This is a genomic window from Hwanghaeella sp. (assembly GCF_965227365.1).
Classification (GTDB): Bacteria; Pseudomonadota; Alphaproteobacteria; order UBA8366; family Aestuariispiraceae; genus Hwanghaeella.
Genome location: NZ_OZ245754.1, coordinates 3946833 through 3966977, shown reverse-complemented (window position 1 = coordinate 3966977; position 20145 = coordinate 3946833). Strand labels below are relative to the sequence as shown.

Annotated in this window: 19 protein-coding genes; 12 read left to right on the top strand and 7 right to left on the bottom strand. The window is 60.5% G+C overall.

Annotation, left to right across the window (positions count from 1 at the left end; all coding sequences use genetic code 11):
* Positions 1-94 precede the first annotated feature (94 nt).
* From ACQK2G_RS18190 to ACQK2G_RS18150, 9 genes are all read left to right on the top strand, one after another.
* Entirely contained in the window at positions 95-853 is a 759-nt protein-coding gene (locus tag ACQK2G_RS18190) for an HpcH/HpaI aldolase family protein (protein ID WP_425406454.1), read from the top strand.
* A gap of 88 nt (positions 854-941) precedes the next feature.
* On the top strand, positions 942-1949 hold the full coding sequence (locus ACQK2G_RS18185) for a fatty acid desaturase (RefSeq protein WP_425406453.1): 1008 nt from the start codon (positions 942-944) through the stop codon (positions 1947-1949).
* Positions 1949-2791, top strand: a complete 843-nt coding sequence (locus tag ACQK2G_RS18180) for a sugar phosphate isomerase/epimerase family protein (RefSeq protein ID WP_425406452.1) — start codon at positions 1949-1951, stop codon at positions 2789-2791. Before ACQK2G_RS18185 ends, ACQK2G_RS18180 begins: the two co-directional genes overlap by 1 nt.
* A gap of 37 nt (positions 2792-2828) precedes the next feature.
* Positions 2829-3491, top strand: a complete 663-nt coding sequence (locus tag ACQK2G_RS18175) for a glutathione S-transferase family protein (protein WP_425406451.1) — start codon at positions 2829-2831, stop codon at positions 3489-3491.
* A 204-nt stretch (positions 3492-3695) separates the two neighbouring features.
* Positions 3696-4502, top strand: coding sequence for a GGDEF domain-containing protein (locus ACQK2G_RS18170; protein ID WP_425406450.1), 807 nt, complete (start codon positions 3696-3698; stop codon positions 4500-4502).
* A 102-nt stretch (positions 4503-4604) separates the two neighbouring features.
* On the top strand, positions 4605-7241 hold the full coding sequence (gene pepN / locus ACQK2G_RS18165) for an aminopeptidase N (protein WP_425406449.1): 2637 nt from the start codon (positions 4605-4607) through the stop codon (positions 7239-7241).
* Between the two features lie 134 nt (positions 7242-7375).
* Positions 7376-8809 (top strand): dihydrolipoyl dehydrogenase family protein, encoded by a 1434-nt coding sequence (locus ACQK2G_RS18160; RefSeq protein WP_425406448.1) that lies wholly within the window; start codon positions 7376-7378, stop codon positions 8807-8809.
* A gap of 113 nt (positions 8810-8922) precedes the next feature.
* Entirely contained in the window at positions 8923-9822 is a 900-nt protein-coding gene (locus ACQK2G_RS18155; RefSeq protein ID WP_425406447.1) for an NAD(P)-dependent oxidoreductase, read from the top strand.
* Between the two features lie 75 nt (positions 9823-9897).
* Positions 9898-10290, top strand: a complete 393-nt coding sequence (locus ACQK2G_RS18150; RefSeq protein ID WP_425406446.1) for a c-type cytochrome — start codon at positions 9898-9900, stop codon at positions 10288-10290.
* 73 nt (positions 10291-10363) lie between these two features.
* Here the strand turns inward: ACQK2G_RS18150 and leuA are convergent, their stop codons facing one another.
* Positions 10364-12049 (bottom strand): 2-isopropylmalate synthase, encoded by a 1686-nt coding sequence (leuA, locus tag ACQK2G_RS18145; RefSeq protein ID WP_425406445.1) that lies wholly within the window; start codon positions 12047-12049, stop codon positions 10364-10366.
* A gap of 628 nt (positions 12050-12677) precedes the next feature.
* Positions 12678-12923: a hypothetical protein gene (locus ACQK2G_RS18140; RefSeq protein WP_425406444.1), complete on the bottom strand. Its 246-nt coding sequence runs from the start codon at positions 12921-12923 to the stop codon at positions 12678-12680.
* A gap of 267 nt (positions 12924-13190) precedes the next feature.
* On the opposite strand from ACQK2G_RS18140, the gene ACQK2G_RS18135 reads away from it, so the two are divergent.
* On the top strand, positions 13191-13490 hold the full coding sequence (locus tag ACQK2G_RS18135) for a helix-turn-helix domain-containing protein (protein WP_425406443.1): 300 nt from the start codon (positions 13191-13193) through the stop codon (positions 13488-13490).
* A gap of 25 nt (positions 13491-13515) precedes the next feature.
* On the opposite strand, the gene msrA is transcribed toward ACQK2G_RS18135, so the two are convergent.
* The 3 genes from msrA to ACQK2G_RS18120 all read right to left on the bottom strand — a co-directional run bounded on the left by msrA (position 13516) and on the right by ACQK2G_RS18120 (position 17118).
* Complete coding sequence (msrA, locus tag ACQK2G_RS18130; protein WP_425406442.1) at positions 13516-14184, bottom strand: peptide-methionine (S)-S-oxide reductase MsrA; 669 nt, start codon at positions 14182-14184, stop codon at positions 13516-13518.
* A 61-nt stretch (positions 14185-14245) separates the two neighbouring features.
* On the bottom strand, positions 14246-15448 hold the full coding sequence (locus ACQK2G_RS18125) for an MFS transporter (RefSeq protein WP_425406441.1): 1203 nt from the start codon (positions 15446-15448) through the stop codon (positions 14246-14248).
* A gap of 146 nt (positions 15449-15594) precedes the next feature.
* On the bottom strand, positions 15595-17118 hold the full coding sequence (locus tag ACQK2G_RS18120) for a UbiD family decarboxylase (protein WP_425406440.1): 1524 nt from the start codon (positions 17116-17118) through the stop codon (positions 15595-15597).
* Between the two features lie 198 nt (positions 17119-17316).
* On the opposite strand from ACQK2G_RS18120, the gene ACQK2G_RS18115 reads away from it, so the two are divergent.
* Positions 17317-17688 (top strand): DUF4170 domain-containing protein, encoded by a 372-nt coding sequence (locus ACQK2G_RS18115; RefSeq protein ID WP_425406439.1) that lies wholly within the window; start codon positions 17317-17319, stop codon positions 17686-17688.
* Between the two features lie 8 nt (positions 17689-17696).
* Positions 17697-18434 (top strand): hypothetical protein, encoded by a 738-nt coding sequence (locus ACQK2G_RS18110; protein ID WP_425406438.1) that lies wholly within the window; start codon positions 17697-17699, stop codon positions 18432-18434.
* A 6-nt stretch (positions 18435-18440) separates the two neighbouring features.
* On the opposite strand, the gene ACQK2G_RS18105 is transcribed toward ACQK2G_RS18110, so the two are convergent.
* Positions 18441-18938 carry a MarR family winged helix-turn-helix transcriptional regulator gene (locus ACQK2G_RS18105; protein WP_425406437.1) on the bottom strand — a complete coding sequence of 166 codons (498 nt, stop codon included), beginning with the start codon at positions 18936-18938 and terminating at the stop codon, positions 18441-18443.
* A gap of 13 nt (positions 18939-18951) precedes the next feature.
* Positions 18952-20124, bottom strand: a complete 1173-nt coding sequence (locus ACQK2G_RS18100; RefSeq protein WP_425406436.1) for an Acg family FMN-binding oxidoreductase — start codon at positions 20122-20124, stop codon at positions 18952-18954.
* Between the last annotated feature and the right edge of the window lie 21 nt (positions 20125-20145).

Below are 20145 nucleotides of genomic sequence, written 5' to 3'. Positions count from 1 at the left end.
ATATTCCTTGAAGCAGGGTCGCTTCCGCGCGATGCTGCCGCGCCGGGGCGGCAGCCCCGATTCAAAACAATCACAAAGCTCAAGGGGACGGGCGGTGCGGCCGAACAAGGTAAGAGAAATTTGGGCATCCGGTGGGGTCGTCAAGAACGGTTGGCTGGCGCTGGAGTCGACCATGGCGGCCGAGGGCATGGCCAGTGTCGGCTGGGATTCATGCACCGTCGACCTTCAGCACGGTTTCGCGGATGAACTGACCGCCCGGCAGCTGTTTCAGGTCGTGAGCCGCTTCGACTGCACGCCGCTGGCACGCGTTGCCTGGAACGATCCGGCAAAGATCATGCGTGTGCTGGACGATGGCTGCTACGGCATCATCTGTCCGATGGTGAACACCCCGGACGATGCGGCGATGCTGGTCAAGAACAGCAAGTTTCCGCCCCAGGGCGAACGCAGTTACGGACCCCAGCGCGGCCTGCTCTACGGCGGTGCTGATTACGCCGCCAAGGCGAACGAAACCATCATCAACATGGCGATGATCGAGACCCGGGAAGCGATGAGCAATCTGGAAGCGATCTGCCGGACCGATGGTATCGACGGCATCTATGTCGGGCCGAGCGATCTGGCGTTGAGTCTGGGCCATCAGCCGGCCGGCGTCCCGACGAACCCCGAAGTGGTCGGCGCGATCGAGGAGATCGTGCGCCGGGCCCGCGATTGCGGTGTCGTTGCCGGCATTCACTGCGGATCGGTCGAAATGGCGAAGGACTGGATCGCCAAGGGCTTCCAGTTCGTGACGGTCTATACCGATTTCGTCGCCATGGTTACGAAGGCGCGAGAAAATCTGACCGCCCTTAACGATTAACCCGTGCTAGACAGGCTGGGAAACAAAGAACAAGAATCGCCTCAGGGAGGAGTTGTCGGACAGACATCCTGAGTGAGGAGGCTGAACAATGGTTCAACGGACCGTCGATGATTTCGTGGGCAGACGCGGTTTGATCGACCCGCAGCGTCTGAAGGTGCTGAGCGCCAAGTCGGACGCAAAGGGCTGGCTGCAGATGCTGAGCCATCTGGGCGCGATCTGCGCCACGGGTGCTCTGCTCTGGCAGACATGGGGCAGCTATTGGGCCGTCCCGGTCTTCATTCTGCACGGCGTCCTGTTGAACTTCCTTTATGCCGCGCAGCATGAATTGAGCCACAACACGGTTTTCCAGACCAAATGGCTGAACGAGTGGTTCGGACGCCTTGTCGGATTCATCGAACTCTATCCGCGGGACTTCGATCAGATCCAGCATTTCGCCCATCACCGCCATACCCAGGACTGGGAAAAGGACGGCGAACTGGCGCGGGACCCGTTCACGCTGGGAAGTTATCTGCTTTGGCTGTCGGGGATCGTCTATTGGCAGACGCGGATCGCACGGATCCTGCGTTTCACGCGCGGCATCGTCGTGGAGCCATATATCCGCGAAAAGGAACACGCGACGGTCATCTTCGAGGGCCGGGTCCATTTCCTGCTGTATCTGGGGATCGCGGTCGTCTCGCTCGTCTTGGAAAGCTGGGCGGCGGTGATTTTCTGGCTCGCACCCATGATGCTGACGAAATGCGTTCATCAACTACAGAATTCCAGCGAGCATCTCGGGCTCAGCCACAATCCGAACACGCTGGAAAATACCCGCACCCTGCGCACGAACGCCTTCATGCGGTGGATGGCGTGGAACATGCAGTATCACACGGCACATCACACCTTCCCGTCGGTGCCGTTCCACCTGTTGCCCGAACTGCATCGGGATATCGTGGAGAAATGGGGGCGGGAACCCTACTCGATGACCTATTTCGGTTTCCAGGCGCAAGCAATCCGCCGCCTGATGAACGGCCGGACGGAGGCGGATTATCCGATGGATCAGGTATGGATCGCCGACGGGCTTCCCGATGATCTGCCGGCGACGGCAAAGACTGCCTGATGCAGCGTCTGGAGGTTTTCCAATCGCTTTGGGCGATGGAGTTGCGGCGGCCCGACGGTTTCGAACGGCCGGTCGCGGAAAATTTCCAGATGGTCGCCGATGCGGGCTATGCGGGCATGGCGATCGATCTCGGCGTCATGAACAATGAGGAGGCCCTGGCGACGCGACCCCATTTCGAGCGGCACGGGCTGGGCTGCCTGATCAACGCTTTCCCGCAGACCATTGAAGACCTGAGGCCGGTCCTTCGGATGTCGAAACAATTCGACACCCGCTATGTCAACATAATCGGGCAGGTCATGCCGATCACGGTCGAGGAGATGATCCCGGTGATCCGGGCCTGGATTGACATGGCCGGCGAGGAAGAGGTCCCGATCCTGTTCGAAACCCATCGGAACTGCATCACCAACGATCTGTTCGCAACGCTGCAGCTGATCGATGCGATCCCCGAAATGAAGCTCTGCGCGGATCTTTCCCATTATCTTGTCGACAGGGAGTTCTGGTATCCGATCTCTGCCGAGGACGACGCCTTGATCCAGCGGATTCTGGCCCGTTCCGACGCATTTCAAGGGCGCGTGGCCAGCCGCGAGCAGGTTCAGGTTCAGATTTCCTTTCCGCAGCACCAGAAATGGTTCGATCAGTTCGCGAAATGGTGGGAAGACGGTCTGCGGTCCTGGCGGGGCAGGGCGGCGGACGATGCAGTGGTCAATTTCCTCTGCGAACTGGGGCCGGTCGAATATGCGATCACCGGGCCGGATGGCTACGAAATGTCCGACCGTTGGGAAGAAGCCCTGATGATCAAGGAACGGGTCGAAAACATCTGGAACGCGCTCGACGGGGCGTGACGCGCGAGCAGGGCCAGGTCGAACTGCGGAGGGAAGCGTGTCCGAACCGGTCGAACTGCATGGCATGGACTTCAGCGTCTATGTGCGGATCGCCCGCCTCGCGCTCGCGGAAAAAGGCGTTGCCTACAATCTGCTTCCCCTGAACCCTTTCGCCGAGAACCCACCTGACCCGAACCGTGACCTGCATCCTTTCGGCAAGATGCCGGTCTTTTTCCATAACGGAACGCGGATCATCGAGACCCAGGCCATCATTCGCTATGTCGACGAGGCGTTCGAAGGCCCCCCGCTACAGCCGGCGGATGCTCTGGGCCGAGCCCGTCAGAACCAGATCATCGGCATCTGCGACAGCTACCTGTACAAGGCTCTTGTCTGGGGGCTGTTCGTGGAGGTCCTCCGCAAACCCGTCGAGGGCGGGACGACCGATCCCGATACAGTGAATGCATCTCTCCAGGTTACCGATACGGCTTTCTCGGTCATCGACTCCCTTCTCGGTCCGGGGGATCGGGATGGCGTGACATTGGCCGACCTCGTCCTGGCGCCGATATTGGATTACGGCTTGCGCGTGCCGGCTGCGGCGGACCTCGCCCGGAACTATCCCGCGCTATGCGGGTTCTGGGGCAGGGTCTGCGAGCGTCCGTCCGTACGGGATACCGAACCCCATGATTTCACCGCCGAACTGCCGCCGCATACGCTTCGATAGCCCTCCGGCCCCTGCCTGCCATCGTCTGGCATTTTACCCAAATTCTAGTGAATCGTGCCGTCGGTCACAGCGAATTCCGGTAGGTCCGAATAGAACCCGATGGCATGAGTATTAGGAACGACAGCTTTTCGGGTATGATGAATCGTGACCAAAATGATGGAATCTGCAAAAAGACTCCAGAGAACGGATCAGGGAAGCTTTCCAGTGACTGACCGGGAAAAGAATGACATGGAGGCGCGCATCGAGGCTTTGGAGCGTGCGCTTCAGATCGGTTCGGACGGTGTCCGGATCGAAGCGGCGGACGGAACGATCATTTTCGATTCCCTGCGTTTCGAAGCCAGAAACATCCTCGCGCATGAGCATGTGACCAGCAACGGGTTGGAAAAGGCCTTGCCGAGCGGGCAGGTTATCATCGTCGCGCAATATGAAATGGATGACGGCGGACGGTTGACCGTCGTGCGCGATGTTACCGAGACCAGAAAGGTGGAGGACGACCTCACCCGCCTCAGTCACATGGATCCACTGACCAGCAGCAGCAATTGGTCCCACGCGGAACTGCGCGGCACCGAGGCGGTCGAAATGGCGCGGCGTTACAAGCGGCCGTTCTCCATTCTGCGCTTCGATATCCTTGAATTGCTGGCGCAGGACCGGCGCGAAAACCGCGATGCGGTGATCAAGTTCGTCAGCGAGATTGCGCGTCATTCCCTGCGTGTCGTCGATACGCTGGCGCGGATCCAGGATGGCCGCTTCATCGCGGTCTTGCCTGAGACGAATCTGGAGCAGGCGATGCCGGTGGCGCACCGAATCTGTGATCGCCTCGGCAAAAGCGGACTGCAGCACGCCGGACAGATGATCGATGTGAACATCTGTGTCAGTGCGGTCGAATACGACAACCAGAAGCAGGATTTTGCGGGTCTCGTCGCCGATGCAGAATGGTATCTGGAAAAGGCCCGCAAGAACGGGCCCGGCTCCGTCGAGGCACGGCCGCCGAACCAACAGCCATCCGAATAGACATATCGGGCAGCCTTGCCGGCCCTTGATGATCGTGCGGCTTTCCAAGGCTGGAAAATGCGCTAATTTCCTGGTTCTCGACACCAGGAGTAGTGCGTATCCATGAAAACCGATCTTCCCCAGACCATTCGGCTCGCCGATTATGAACCGCCGGTGTTTTCGGTCGACACGGTCGATCTTACCTTCGATCTCGAACCCGACAGGACGATCGTTTCATCGGTCCTGCGCCTTCGCCGCACGGGCGGGGCATCGGGCGATCCCCTGGTTCTGGATGGCGAGAACCTCGAACTGCTCGACCTTTCGATCGATGGGACCGCGGTGCCGCCGGCCGGCTATCAGGTCACGGAAGAATCCCTGACCGTCTTCGATGCGCCCGACGATTTCACCCTGGCGGTCCGTGCCGCGATAAACCCCAAGGCCAATACGCGGCTGGAGGGGCTCTATGTGTCGAATACCATGTTCTGCACGCAGTGCGAGGCGGAAGGTTTTCGACGCATCACCTATTTCCCGGACCGGCCGGATGTCATGGCCAAGTACCGGGTGACGCTGCGCGGCGACAAGACTGCCTGCCCGGTGATGCTTTCCAACGGCAACAACATCTCGACAAGCGATCTCGGTGATGGCCGCCACGAATCGGTTTGGGAGGATCCTTTCCCGAAGCCGTCCTATCTGTTCGCGCTGGTCGCCGGCGATCTGGCGATGGTCGAGGATCATTTCCGGACCATGTCCGGACGCGACGTCACGCTGCGAATCTTCGTCGAGCATGGCAATGAGGACCGTTGCGGGTACGCCATGGATTCCCTTATCCGTTCGATGCGTTGGGATGAGGAACGGTTCGGCCTGGAATACGACCTGGACATTTTCAACATCGTCGCCGTCAGCGATTTCAACATGGGCGCGATGGAGAACAAGAGCCTGAATGTGTTCAACGCGAAATACATCCTGGCCGACGCCGGGACGGCTACCGACGCGGATTTCGCGAATATCGAATCCATCGTCGCGCACGAATACTTCCATAACTGGACCGGCAACCGGGTCACCTGCCGTGACTGGTTCCAATTGAGCCTGAAGGAAGGCCTTACCGTCTTTCGGGATCAGGAATTCTCATCCGATCAGCGGTCCAGACCCGTAAAGCGGATCCAGGATGTGCGGGCGCTGCGCGCCCGACAGTTCCCGGAGGATTCCGGCCCGCTGTCCCACCCGGTCCGGCCGGACAGTTATATCGAGATCAATAATTTCTATACTGCGACGGTTTACGAAAAGGGCGCGGAAGTCATCGGCATGATGCAGACCCTGCTCGGCCAGGACGGCTTCAATGCCGGGTTGCGGCTTTATTTCGAACGCCATGACGGGCAAGCGGTGACCTGCGACGATTTTGTCGCGGCGATGGCGGATGCCAACGACAAGGATCTGTCCCTGTTTAAACGCTGGTACTCGCAGTCGGGCACGCCCGAGGTAACGGTGAGCACCGACTATGACGGGATCAATCGAACCTACACACTGACGCTGGAACAGACGACGCGGCCGACACCCGGCCAAGCCGAAAAGCACCCGCTGCATATTCCCTTGCGGATCGGGCTCCTCGGTGCGAATGGCGGCGATCTAGCGCTTGTCAGCGAGTCGCCGGCGTTGGACGACGGCGGATTGATTCACCTGACGGAACGTCGCCAGACGGTCACCTTCAAGGACATAGGCGATCGACCCGTGCTGTCCGCCAATCGAGGCTTCGGCGCGCCTGTCATCCTGAACACAGATCAGACCGACGAGGACCTGGCCTTTCTGATGGCGCATGACAGCGACCCCTTTGCGCGCTGGGAAGCCGGCCAGCAATACGGGACGCGGCTGATGAAGGCCGCCGTTGCGGCCATGACGGGGGGCGCACAGAGTGACGGAACGGGACAGGATGCCTTTGTCGGGGCGGTCCGGAACATTCTGCGGGACAACGACCTTGATCCCGCCTTCAAGGCACTGGCGATTACCTTGCCGACCGAGGAATTCGTGGGCGAACAGCTGCCGGTGGTTCATGTCGACGAAATCCATGCCGTCCGGTCGGAACTGCGCCGTAAGATCGGCAGCGATTTGAAGGCCGAATTACAGGAGGTCATGGCGGCCAACGAGGTTCGCGAGGCTTTTTCTCCGACGGCGGAACAGGCCGGGCGGCGTGCCTTGCGGAATGTAGCGCTCGCCTATCTCACCGCGGATTACGGTCCGGCGGCCGCACGGCTTGCGAAGGACTGTCTCGACCGGGCGGACAACATGACCGATACGGTCGCCGCCCTTTCGATCCTGATCGAAACCGACGGGCCGGAGCGTACCGCGGCATTGGAAGCTTTTGAGGCGAAATGGAAGGACAACGCGCAGGTAATGGACAAATGGTTCGCGCTGCAGGCCATGTCCTCCCGCTCCGATACGCTCAGTCGCGTCAAGGCGTTGACCAAGCATCCCTGTTTCGACATCCGCAATCCCAACAAGGTCCGCTCTCTTGTCGGCGCCTTCGCCATGGCCAACCCGGTCTGCTTCCATGCCAAGGACGGCAGCGGATACACGTTCCTGGCCGATAGCGTCATCGAACTGGATTCGCTTAACCCGCAAGTGGCGGCCCGTATGGTCGGCGCTTTGGGCAGTTGGCGGCGGTATGACGCTGATCGCCAGGCGCTGATGCGGGCGGCGCTCGAACGTATCGTGGCTGTGCCGGTGCTCAGCAAGGATAGTTTCGAGATCGCGTCCAAATCCCTGTGATCCGGCCCTTGCGATCTGTCCCTGTTAACGGCTTTGTGAGGCGATGTGCGTGGTGGCCGCCTTTGGACGGACCTAGGTGAGCACGACGGGATGACCCGTGAATAGGAATAGGTCCAGTCACAGGAAGAGCAAACGTGTCGGATACCATTGAAGCGGATATCTGTGTCATCGGCGGCGGTTCGGGTGGGTTGTCCGTTGCCGCCGGTGCGTCGCAAATGGGCGCGCGGGTCGTTTTGATCGAGCGGGCGGAGATGGGCGGGGATTGCCTGAATACGGGCTGTGTTCCGTCCAAAGCGCTGATCGCGGCGGGGCATGCCGCCCATTCCATCCGGACGGCCGACCAGTTCGGCGTTTCCGCCGCCGAACCGGCAATCGACATGGGCCGCGTCCGCGATCATGTGAAAGGGGTGATTGCCTCCATCGCCCCCATGGATTCCGTTGAGCGGTTCGAAGGATTGGGCGTTACCGTCTTGCAGGCGTCCGCGCGGTTCACCGGCGGGCGCGAGGTGACGACGGACTCGGGGCAGGTCGTCCGCGCAAAGCATTTCGTTGTCGCCACCGGCTCCCGCCCGTTGGTGCCGCCAATTCCCGGCCTTTCCGAAACACCGCATTTCACCAATGAGACGATCTTCGACAACGCCGATCCAATCGGCCATTTGATTGTCGTGGGCGGTGGACCGATCGGCGTGGAATTGGCTCAGGCCCATCGCCGCCTCGGGGCCCAGGTCACGGTTGTCGAGATGCTCGACATTCTCGGCCGGGACGATCCCGAATGTGCGGGTATCGTGAAGCAGCGGTTGAGAGCGGAGGGCCTGACCCTGCTGGAAGGGACGAAAGTTCTTTCGGTCTCCGAAAACGGTTCCGGTGTGACGGTATCGGTCGAGCGCGACGGCGAGCGGTCGGAATTGTCCGGCACGCATCTGCTCATTGCCGCCGGTCGGAAACCGAATGTGGAAGACCTCGATCTGCCGGCCGCGGGCATCGAGCATACGGCCAGAGGCATAACGGTGAATTCCGGCCTTCGAACGTCGAACAAGCATGTATTCGCCATTGGCGACGTGGCGGGCGGGCTGCAATTCACTCATATGGCGAACTATCATGCCGGCATCATAATTCGTCAGACACTGTTCAAGATGTTCTGGGCGAAAACGGACCAGTCGGCCTTTCCCTGGGTCACCTATACCGACCCTGAGATGGCGCATGTCGGCATGACCGAGGCGCAGGCCGTCGAGGCGCTTGGAGAAGGCGGCGTCCGCCTGCTGCGTTGGAGTTTCGCCGAGAACGACCGGGCCCAGGCGGAACACGCCACACATGGATTGATCAAGGTGGTCACCGACAAGAAGGGCCGGGTCAAAGGGGCGACGATCGCGGGCCCACATGCGGGTGAACTGATCATGCCCTGGGTTCAGGCGATTGCCGGCAAGCAGAAAATTGGTGCCATCGCGGGGCTGACCTTTCCCTATCCGACCTTGGGCGAGGTATCGAAACGCGCGGCGGGCAGTTTCTTCACGCCTGCCCTGTTTTCGGAACGCACCCGGAAAATCGTCCGTTTCCTACTAAAATTTTAGTATCGCAGATGCTATCCCTATCTGGATACCGGCCAGTCCGCGGGTTAGTCTGGTACCGGATCCAACAGTATGAAGGCCATTCGGCCTGACATATCCGAAACAGGGAGAGCTAAATGTCCGACAAACGGAAAGTGGGATTTATCGGGGTTGGACTGATGGGCCATGGTATGGCCAAGAACCTTATGCTGAAGGGGCATCCGCTGACCATCCTCGGCAACAGGAATCGCGAACCGGTAGACGATTTGGTCTCCAAGGGCGCGGTCGAAGTGAAGTCTGCGAAAGCGGTCGCGGAAGCATCCGACATCGTTTTCCTGTGTCTTCCCAATTCCCCGACGATCGAGAAAATCGTCTTGGGCGGCGACGGTGTTGCCGAAGGGGCAAGCGATGGCATGGTTGTGGTCGATACCAGCACGGCGGATCCGTCATCAACGTTGAAAATCGCCGAAGCCTTGGCGGCAAAGGGTGTCCGGTTCTTGGACGCGCCCTTGGCGCGGACGCCGGTTGAGGCAGAGGAAGGTCGCCTCAACACGATGGTCGGGGGGGATGCCGACCTGTTCGCCGATATGAAACCGGTTCTCGAAACCTATTGCGAGAATATCTTCCATGTCGGCGCGCTGGGCGCGGGCCATACGATTAAACTGCTGAACAACTTCCTCGGTATGACGATAGCCTCGGCGACGTGCGAGGCCATCACCACCGCGCGCAAGGCCGGTGTCGATGTGGCCATGCTCCACGAACTGGTTTCGGCGGGGATCCTTAACAGCGGCATGTTCCAGGCGGTAATGCGCTATCCGCTGGAAGGCGATGGATCCGGTTTGAAATTCGCTCTGGCGAATGCGCACAAGGATGTCGGATACTATGAATCCCTCACTCAGAGCCTCGGAATCACCTCGCCTGTCGGCAGCGGCGTCTATCAGGCCTTCGCCCAGGCGGTTGCACTCGGCTATGGGGAGTCCTACGTACCACATCTGTCGGATGCGATGGCCCATATCAATCGGCTGGACAAAAAGTGACGGAAGTATCCGGCACGAAATGATCGGAAGTGATGGCGGAAACGTAGGTTCCGGCAGGGGCAAAGGAGTAGACGAATGAAAATTGCAGTCGGGACCGTCGCGTCGGTCTTCGCGTTCGGCCTTTCCTTGATGTCGGGGCCGGTGGGCGCCGCGGACGCGGAAAACGGGGAGATCCTGTTCAAGAGCATCTGCGCCCAATGCCATTCCGTTGAACCGGGCAGCCATCGGACCGGTCCGTCTCTCCATAAGATCTGGGGTCACCCGGCGGGTGCGGCGGAAGGGTTCGGCTACTCCGACGCCTTTCAGAAAGCCGGTGCGTCGGGTTTGGTCTGGACCGAGGAAAACCTGGACAAATTCATCCGTCGGCCCCGATCGGTCGTCAAAGGCAACAAGATGGCCTATCTCGGCCTGCGGGACGACGCCGACCGTGCCGATGTTCTCGAATACCTGAAGCAGATGTCGCAATAGGGACAGGCAGACCGGAAATGAAAAAGGGGAGGCGCGTGGCCTCCCCTTTTTGCTGTCGATCGACGTTTCTGGATCAGGCCTTCGTCATGCCGACCGCCCGGTTTACCGCGCTGCAGATCGCTTTCAGCGAGGCCCGGACGATGTTCTGATCCTGGCCCACACCGAACAGTCGGACACCGTCTCCGGTTTCCGCCTCCAGATAGGCGACCGCCTGGGCGTCGGACCCGGCGCTGATCGCGTGTTCCGAATAATCGATCACCTTGATCTCGATCCCGGCCTCGTCCTTCAGGGCGTGAACGAAGGCGTCGATCGGACCGTTGCCTTTGCCGTGAACCGTGATGTCCTCGCCGTTTCGTTTCACTTTCGCTTCGATGCGTCGCATTTCAGAGGCATGAGTGTCCGGAACGGTCGTATGGGTGACGAAGGAATAGGGCGTCTCGTTCGACAGATACTGTTCGTTGAACGTGTTGAAGATCAGGTCTGAACTCAATTCCTGTCCCGTATCGTCCGCCAATCGCTGAACAGCCTGCGAGAACTCCATCTGCAGGCGACGCGGCAGTTTGAAACCGTGATCCGCCTCCATGATGTAAGCGACGCCGCCCTTGCCCGACTGGCTGTTGATGCGGATGACTGCTTCATAGGTGGCGCCGACATCGCTTGGGTCGATTGGCAGATAGGGGACTTCCCACAACCCGCTATTCGACTGTTCCATCGCCTTCAGGCCCTTGTTGATGGCGTCCTGGTGGCTGCCGGAGAAAGCGGTGAAGACCAGATCGCCCGCATAGGGGTGACGCGGATGGACCGGCAGTTGGTTGCAGTATTCCGCGATACTCACCAGATCCCGCATGTTTGAGAAGTTCAGCGTCGGGTCCACGCCCTGGCTGAACATGTTCATGCCCAGCGTGACGATGTCCACGTTGCCGGTCCGCTCGCCATTGCCGAATAAGGTGCCTTCGATCCGGTCCGCACCCGCCATCACGCCGAACTCCGCGGCGGCGACGCCGGTGCCGCGGTCGTTATGCGGGTGCAGTGACAGGATGACCCGGTCGCGGTCGCTGAAGTTCCTGGCCATCCATTCGATCTGGTCGGCGTAGACATTCGGCATCGCCACTTCCACCGTCGCCGGCAGGTTGATGATGACCTTGTTGTCCGGGCTGGCTTCCCAGATATCCATGACTGATTCACAGACTTCCAGCGCGTAGTCCAATTCGGTTTGCGTGAAGCTTTCCGGAGAATACTGGAACACCCATTCCGTGTCGGTCTGATTCCGGGCGTGCTGCAAAACCAGTTTCGCGCCTTCCTCGGCGATCTTGCGAACGCCTTCGCGGTCTTCCTTGAAGACGACGCGGCGCTGCAGCGTGGAGGTGGAGTTGTACAGATGCAGAATGACCCGCTTCGCGCCCTTCACGGATTCGAAGGTCCGGGCGATCAGGTGGTCTCGGGCCTGGGTCAGAACCTGGATCGTCACGTCCTCGGGGATCCGGTTCTCGTCAATCAGCTTCCGGACAAAGTCGAAATCGGTCTGCGAGGCACTCGGGAAACCGACTTCGATTTCCTTGAAGCCCATTTTCACCAAGGTCTCGAACATCCGCATCTTGCGTTCCGGGCCCATCGGTTCGATCAAGGCCTGGTTGCCGTCCCGCAGATCGACACTGCACCAGGTCGGCGCCTTTGTTATGGTCTTGCCGGGCCAGGTCCTGTCGGGCAGGTCGATTGGCGGGAAGGGTCGGTATTTCTCGAATGGCATCGTGGTTGCCATGGTTTCTCTCCTCGATCGCCGGGCCTTCAGCCTCGGCGTGTATCCTTGTTCTCATTTGCCCCGGAAGGTCCTTGAGGGGGCTTTGGGGGGCTAAAGCGGGCGCTCGCTACGGTCACCGACGGGCCTTTGTCGTTCGGCGACCGGAAATAAGTCGCGGTAGGAGAGCCCGAAGACCCGTTCTCGGAAAGAATTCCATCGCGGTGTCGATGCCTGGCCCCGTGATGCGGGTGCCGTCAAATTGGTTCGAAGTCATGGTTGGAACCTGGCTTATCGTAACTGAAGCGGAAGGTTTACCCTTCTGAAGGTGGCTTTGCCCGGCAAAGCACGGCCTTGCGGCCCCCGGCGTTAGGACGCCGGGCCGATAAGTCGTAGGGCTAGCAGTAGCCCGTCGCGCCCATATGTCGGCTTCAGGTTCATGGCCGGGACGGTACTGTCGTCGTTTGGCGGGGTCAAGGGGGAATACGGGCGAAAAAGGGGCCGGCGCTCCACACAAACGCCGGCCCCTCGATATGGCGAAGCTTTGGGGGAGGCTTCGCTGTAAAACTATCCGTTCGTCCCGGGCATCACTTACCCGGCATCCCTGGTCGCGGCTTAGGGGGATGAAGCCCGGCCCGGGATGGCTGTGGCGTCAGGCGACGACAGGCAGGATATCAACCGTGCTCTGCGGGTATTTGTGGGTCAGGTGGTAGACTTCCACCGGATCCGTCACCAGCTCTTCCGCGTCGTCGTGGCGTACCCGGAACACAAGCTTCGGCTTGTTTTCCAGCGTACTGGCCCTCCGTGCTCCAGCGGAGTTGAGCAGATGACCTTTACGCGCCAACGCGATTTCGCCGTCATAGGCTTTTTCGCGCCAGACAAAGAGCGTATGTGCCATTGTACTGTACTCCTCTTGCTCGGACGGATCTCACAAGTGCCCCGGCAGGGTCATTCCATATCGGGTCTTTCATGTTCCGCCTTGCGCACCTCGTGCGCTTTCATGTAGAAAATAGGCGCACGCCGTGCGCTTATCAAGGAGAAATGTGCACGATGTGCGCTTTTTCTTGATCCACAAATTAAGTCTTTGTACAGTCCGCAGGCCGATTATTGAGGCAGTTCAACCACTTGTTGCGCTGCCGAATATTAGAAAAATCATGAGGTTGAAGTGACACCGGGGCAGTTCAAGCGTTGGCGAAAGCAGATGGGGCTCTCACAAAAGGATGCCGCGCATGCCTTGGGCCTCAAACGGCGGGTGTTGCAGTATTACGAAAAAGGCGAGCGGGACGGGAAGAAGGTCCAGATCCCGCTTTCGATCAGCCTGGCCTGTTATGCCTTGAGCCAGGGTGTCGAGGATTTCGACGGGGTCAACGCCAAGAAGAATATCGCGCTTGAAAAGGCCGCGGCGCGGGAAATGGCCATCAACGTGACCGAAGTGGACCAACCGCCGGAATCGCTGGGCGGTTGAACGGAATTCTCGGCGGAGAAGATTTCTATTCCGCGGCGGTGCCGACCGGCCTCGGCATCGGACAGCTGATACCCGTGCCGCCCAGTCCGCAATAACCGTTCGGATTCTTGGCCAGATATTGCTGGTGATAGTCCTCCGCGTAATAGAAGGGCGGGGCCTCCAGGATCTCCGTCGTGATCTTGCCCATGCGGTGCTTGCCCAAGGCTGCTTCGTATTCCTGCTTGGATGCCTCGGCCAGCAAGCGCTGCTCTTCCGTGGAGACATAGATGCCCGAGCGGTATTGCGTGCCGACATCGTTGCCCTGCCTCATGCCCTGGGTCGGGTCGTGGGATTCCCAGAAGGTCTTCAGGATTTCGGCGGTGTCGACCTTGGCGGGGTCGTAGACGACCAGGACAACTTCGTTATGACCGGTCCGGCCGCTGCAGACCTCCTCATAGGTCGGGTTCGGCGTATGGCCGCCCGCATAGCCGACGGCGGTCGCATAGACGCCCGGAATTTGCCAGAAGACCCGTTCCGCACCCCAAAAGCAGCCAAGGCCGAAGACGATGGTCTGCATGCCGTCGGGGAATGGCGGTTTGATCCGCGCACCGGAAACGAAATGCGTATCGGGCGTATCGAGGGGCTGGTCCCGTCCGGGCAGGGCGTCCTGCGGGGACGGCATTTCGAGTTTGTGCTTCGGCGTCATGAAGAACATGGCTGCACCTGTTTCTGGCGGTTCATCTCCCTCAACAAGGTAGGCCCGGGGCCGGCCGGCATCAACGGGCCATCGCAACCTTGTGAGAGACCCTGATCAGGATCAGCGAGAGTATGGCCGCCGCCGTGCTGCAAATGACGGTCAGGACGAAGGCTTGGGAGATATCCGCCGTGCCCAGCCAACCGGCCGCGACCGCGCCGAAGGCGCCGATGCCGTCCAGGACCGCGAAGGCGATGGCGAGCGTCGTCGCCTCGCTTTTGCCCGACATATCGACCGCGCAGGCCAGCACGCAGGACCGCACCGCGTTCAGCGCGCCGATACAGCCGGCGAGACCGATCAGGGCCGAGATCAGGTCGTTGGACAGGACCAGTGTCAGCGCTCCGCCGGCGCCCAGCAAGGCGCCGATGATGATGACGGGCCAGCGCCCGACCTGATCCGACAGCCGTCCCACGGTGGGCTGGATCAGGGCGCCGACCAGGATCGCGCCGGAAAAGGCGAGGCCGACATGGAAAGTATCCAATCCGATCGCATCGCGCAGGTACAGGGGCGCCATCGCGGTCGCGCCGATCAGGCCCAGATTGTAGAGCATCATGGTCACCGCGGTCATCACGCCGATCGGCGTTCCCCACTGCCGCAGCAACAGTTTCAGGTTGGGCCGATCCGCATGGGCGACCTCCACCCGCGGGATCTTGCGGGAAACATAAAAAAGAAAGACAAAGCCCATGATGGCGGTGGGGATCAGGACGAATTGCATCGCGCCGCGCCAGTCCATGAATTCCAACAGGGCGCCGGCCACCAGCGGGGAGAAGACGCCGGTCAGGGTGCCGCCGATGGCATGGATGCCCAGCACCCGGCCGCGCTGATGCGGGTTCATTTTAACCAGGATACCGGTCGCCATCGGATGCCAGGCCGCATCGCCCAGTGAGGCGAAGGCCATCAGCAGGGCCAGGGGCCAGAAACTGCCGGCGTAACTTGCCAGGATATAGCCCAGGACCACCCAGAAGAAGGTCGCGGCCAACAGCCGGCCGCGTTCCGACAACCGGTCCATCATCAGGCCGGCGGGCAGATAGGCGAAGGCCGCGCCGACGCTCTGCAGCGTCAGGATGAGGCCGACCTGTGCCGGGGACCAGCCGAAATAGATACCGGCCGACGGGACCAGGAGATACATCGCGCCGAAGGGCCAATCGATGCAGAGATGACCGGCGCTGAACCAATAGGGCAGCCGGTTCGTTCCGTCTTCGGTATCCGTGGTGATCGCAGTCATGGTTTCAGTCGAACAGGGGTGAAGGGGTTTTTATTATGGCCTCACCCTAACATGCGAAGAGTTCGCAATTGTATCGACAAAAGCGAATAGGCGGCTTTCAGTTTCTTAAAAGCCCATGCGTAAATGTCTTGGTTTCCTGGACACTGTTACCAGATGCTTTTGCCGGAGCCGGGCAGGCCCAGGTCCGGCCATAGCCTGTCGATCTTGTCGATGACATCCTGTTCCATGCGGATCTGCTCGCCCCATTCGCGATTGGTTTCAGGCGGCCATTTGTTCGTCGCATCCAGCCCGATCTTGGAACCAAGGCCGCTGACGGGCGAGGCGAAATCCAGATAGTCGATGGGCGTGTTTTCGATCATCGTGATGTCCCGCGCCGGATCCATCCGGGTCGACAGGGCCCACATCACATCCTTCCAGTCGCGGGCGTCGATGTCGTCATCCACCACGATCACCCATTTCGTGTACATGAACTGCCGCAGATAGGACCACGCGCCGAGCATCACGCGCTTGGCGTGCCCTGGATAGGCCTTTTTCATGGAGATGACGGCGATGCGATAGCTGCACCCTTCCGGCGGCAGCCAGAAGTCGACGATCTCCGGGAACTGCTGCTGCAGCAGCGGAATGAAGACTTCGTTCAAGCCTTCGCCCAGGATCGACGGTTCGTCCGGCGGGCGTCCGGTGAAGGTCGACAGATAGATCGGTTTCCGCCGCATGGTGATGGCGGAAATCTTGAAGACGGGAAAGGGTTCGACCGAATTGTAATAGCCCGTATGGTCGCCATAAGGGCCTTCGTCGCCGAACTCGTCCAGCATGACATGGCCTTCCAGGACGATCTCGGCCTCGGCCGGGACCTTCAGCGGCACCGTCCGGCAATCAACCAGATCCACTTTCTTTCCGCGCAGCAGGCCGGCGAACTGGTACTCGCTCAGCGTATCCGGAACAGGTGTAACCGCCGCCAGAATGGTGCCGGGATCGGCGCCCAGCACGGCCGCGGCCGGCAGCGGGTCAGGCCGTTCATTCTTCCACTTCCGGTAATGCTGTGCGCCGCCGCGGTGTTTCAGCCACCGCATCAGGGTCTTGTCCTTGCCCATCACCTGCATCCGATAGATGCCCAGGTTGAAGACGTCGGTCTTGTCACCCTTGCTTCCCTTCGGCGGGTTGGGGCCCTGGGTCACGACCAGCGGCCAGGTGATCAACGGCGCCGGTTCGCCGGGCCAGCATGTCTGAATGGGCAGGCGGTTCAGGTCGATGTCGTCGCCTTCCAAAACGATTTCCTGGCAGGGCGCCTGACCGACCGTACGCGGCTTCATCGCCAGAACGGTCTTCACCAAGGGCAACATGCCGAGCGCCTCGCGGAAGCCGCCGGGCGGTTCCGGCTGACGCAGAAAGGCCAGCGTCTCCCCCACTTCCCGCAATTGATCGGGTGTCCGGTCCATCCCCCAGGCGACACGCTCGACGGAGCCGAACAGATTGGTCAGGACCGGCATGTCATAGGGCGTGCCGTCCGGCCGCACCGGGTTTTCGAACAGCACCGCCGGCCCGCGCTCGGCCAGCAGGCGGGTCTGTACCTCCGTCATCTCCAGAAAGGGGGATACCGCCTGTTTGGTCCGGACGAGACGTCCTTCCCGTTCGAGGCGGTCCATGAAATCACGAAGGGAGGCATAGGGCATGACTGGGTTCCACTTGGTCCGGTGGCGTCGATCAAGCGGTTTCACCGCGCTATCGTCAACCCCGGCATCGCGCTAGAAGGTTGGGCTGTGCAATACCCCCATGCGGGGGTTGAGGCAAAAGGTGCGAGCCGTTATACGCCGCATGCATTATGGTGATTACGATTGATTTGAAGCCTTTGGATTAGGCAGGAGCAAGCGATGTCGGAACAATACTGGGTCGTCGGCGGCGTTTATACGAGCACCGAGTTCAATACCGTTGCCCCGGGACAAACCCTCTCGCGCCTCGGTCCGTTCGACACCTATGACGAGGCCAAGGCCGTCTGGCGGGCCAAGAGCATGGAGAATGTCGACGAAGCCTATGCCCGTTTCCATATCGAGAAGGAAGAACACGACGAATGGTGGGTCGTCGGCGGTATTTATACGGGTACCGATTTCAAGACCATCGCCAAGGGCGAAGAGGAACGGGTCGGCCCCTTCGGGACGTATGAAGAAGCGCGGAAGGTCTGGTGGCAGAAATCCTCCGCCAATGTCGACGATGCCTATGCGCGTTACCGGATCGACCATCTGTAGGGGCTGATATGGCGGGTTCGCCGCTTGATGAATCGGACTCTGGCGCGGTACTGGCGCGTGCCAGGAACTATCCCTACGCCTTTCCGCGGCGGAGTTTCGTTTACCGTAACGGTGAGGAAGCTCCCTTCGATGCCGCCTTGAAACAGGGGCGCACGCCGGTACTCGCTTTCGGATCGAACCAATCGCCGGAACGGTTGCGGCAGAAATTCGGGAATGCCGACGGCCACGTCATTCCGGTTGAACGGGGACGCCTGAAGGATTTCGACGTCGTCTTTTCCGCGCATATCACAAGCTATGGCGCCGTGCCGGCGATGCTGCAGGTCTCGGAAGGCGCGTCCGTCGAACTGGCCGTGACCTGGCTGGACGGTCACCAGTTGGAAATCATGCATCATAGCGAGGTGAGGGCGGCCAACTACTTCTTCGCGGCCCTGGATGGCGTGACCCTTCACCTTTCCGACGACCAGGTGCATACGACCGCCTTCGCCTATGTCGGAACGCGCGGCCATCTCGAACATGATGAAGGCGGGGCCATTGCCCTGGCGACGGTGCCTTGCGAAGGCAGGCGCTTTCGTTCGATGACGACCGCCGAAGCACTGGAATTGGTCCGCCTGCGGCACGCGGCCGATCAGGGGCCGGAGGACTTCATCCATACCATGGTCGGGGATTCGGACAGAAGGGCGGCGATACAGGCAACCTTGGCGCCGACGGCCATCCCCTTTGGATATAGGACCCGACGTCTGTCCTGACGTGCCCTATCGGTTGTCGTCCAACCAGACCTTCATGCGGTCGAGCGAGGCAAAGGTTTGATCCATTTCCTCCCGCGACCAGTCCCGGAATAGATCATGAAGGCGCGGCAAAAGCCGATTGACGGCTTCCTTATGCCGTTGCTGCCCGTGATCGGTCATGTAGTGAAACTTTATGCGCCCGTCCTTCGGATCGGCCTCGATCCGCAGAAGCCCGCCTTCGACCATGGATTTCATGGTCTTGGTGATACCCGGCTGTTGCTGCTGCATCGCCCGGGCGACGCCCGTGACCGTCTTGCCCTCCGCCGGGCGATGGCTGAAGTGGTTCAGCAGCACGAACTGGTTCCACGGCAGCCCGATTGCCGACAGATCCCGGTTCGCCATGGTTCGGGTAAGCTGCTCGATTATCCCGATCCAGGTAACGATGCGAAAACCCAGGGCGAGGTCGGGGCCCTCTTCCGGCGCATCCGCATCGATCGCCGAACTATCCGTCAATGAATTCGTCATGCGAAGGATCAGATCAGGTTCGCAGCAAGGCGTCGAGTGGCCGGCGCGGGGTTGGGCCGGGACTTTCCGCATATCCGAGCCGGAACAGCATCTGAATGGTTTTTTCGCGCGGCGTTGCCACGGCTTCGTAGAACCGCCGTTGCAGATCCTGCATCTCCGGATATTCCTGCAGTAACTGGCTGACCGGATGCATGGCGACGCCCGATGCCGTGGCCTGCAGGTTTATTCGGACATAAGCCCGGCCTGCGGCGATTTGCATCTCGCGGTCATTGCCGTTGGTGGTAATCCAGCCGAAGGACGGGGTCGCACCGGACCATCCGAGCGCGTAATCGATGCCGCCTTGATAGGCCATCGTACCGGGTTCCATGGCTTTTTCCTTGGTCATCAGGCCCAGTCGTTTCAGCCACCAGAACATCGGTCCATGCAGATCGATACCGTCCGGATTTGCCTCGATTTCCTCGGCACCGATCCGCGTCACCTTGATGCTCTCCCACAGGGTCCGCGGTGTCTCCATTTCCAGGACCATCGCATCCCGGGTCAGATCGCGCAGCTGCGCCGGTAGTGACCCGTCCCGCGATATCGCCAAGGAGATTAAGGGGTCGATATGGGCGGCGTGCAAATCCCGCTCGTGGCTTTCGGAAAGCGGCCGGTCCACGTCGTATGGTTCCTTGCAGGATCGCCGAACCGGGATTGCGGCAAACAACGGATCCGGCGCGAGGCTGTCATCCTTGACGAGGGTGATACGGGCAACGGGGCTTTGCGCGATTTCCCCGGCATCGCTTTGTTCCGGCGCGCTGCCTTGCGGGAAGTAGTCCATTTCGGCCCGGTATCCGGCGTGCTGCGCGGCCAGATCCAGTAGCTCCAGAAACGTCCCGTGGCCGATAAGGATCTGACGCCCGTAAGGGTCGGTCTCGACCAGCAGGCGGTCGGGATCGACATGCAATGTTATGACATCGGGTTCCCGAAGATCGGCGATCCAGGGCTGCATATTGTGTGGGTTCGGGGCGAGCAGGGCATGCGAGAGCACCCATTCGCGAATATCCGCACGGCCTGCGCCCGGCGCCGTCCAGCCTTCCACGGCGGATGCGGGCATGGTGTCACACTGGGTCAATCCGATACCGGCGGCGGCAAGGACGATACCGGTTCCGCCAATCGTTCGAATGAATTTGCGTCGGGACAATGACATCGCAGGCTCCTATATATTCCA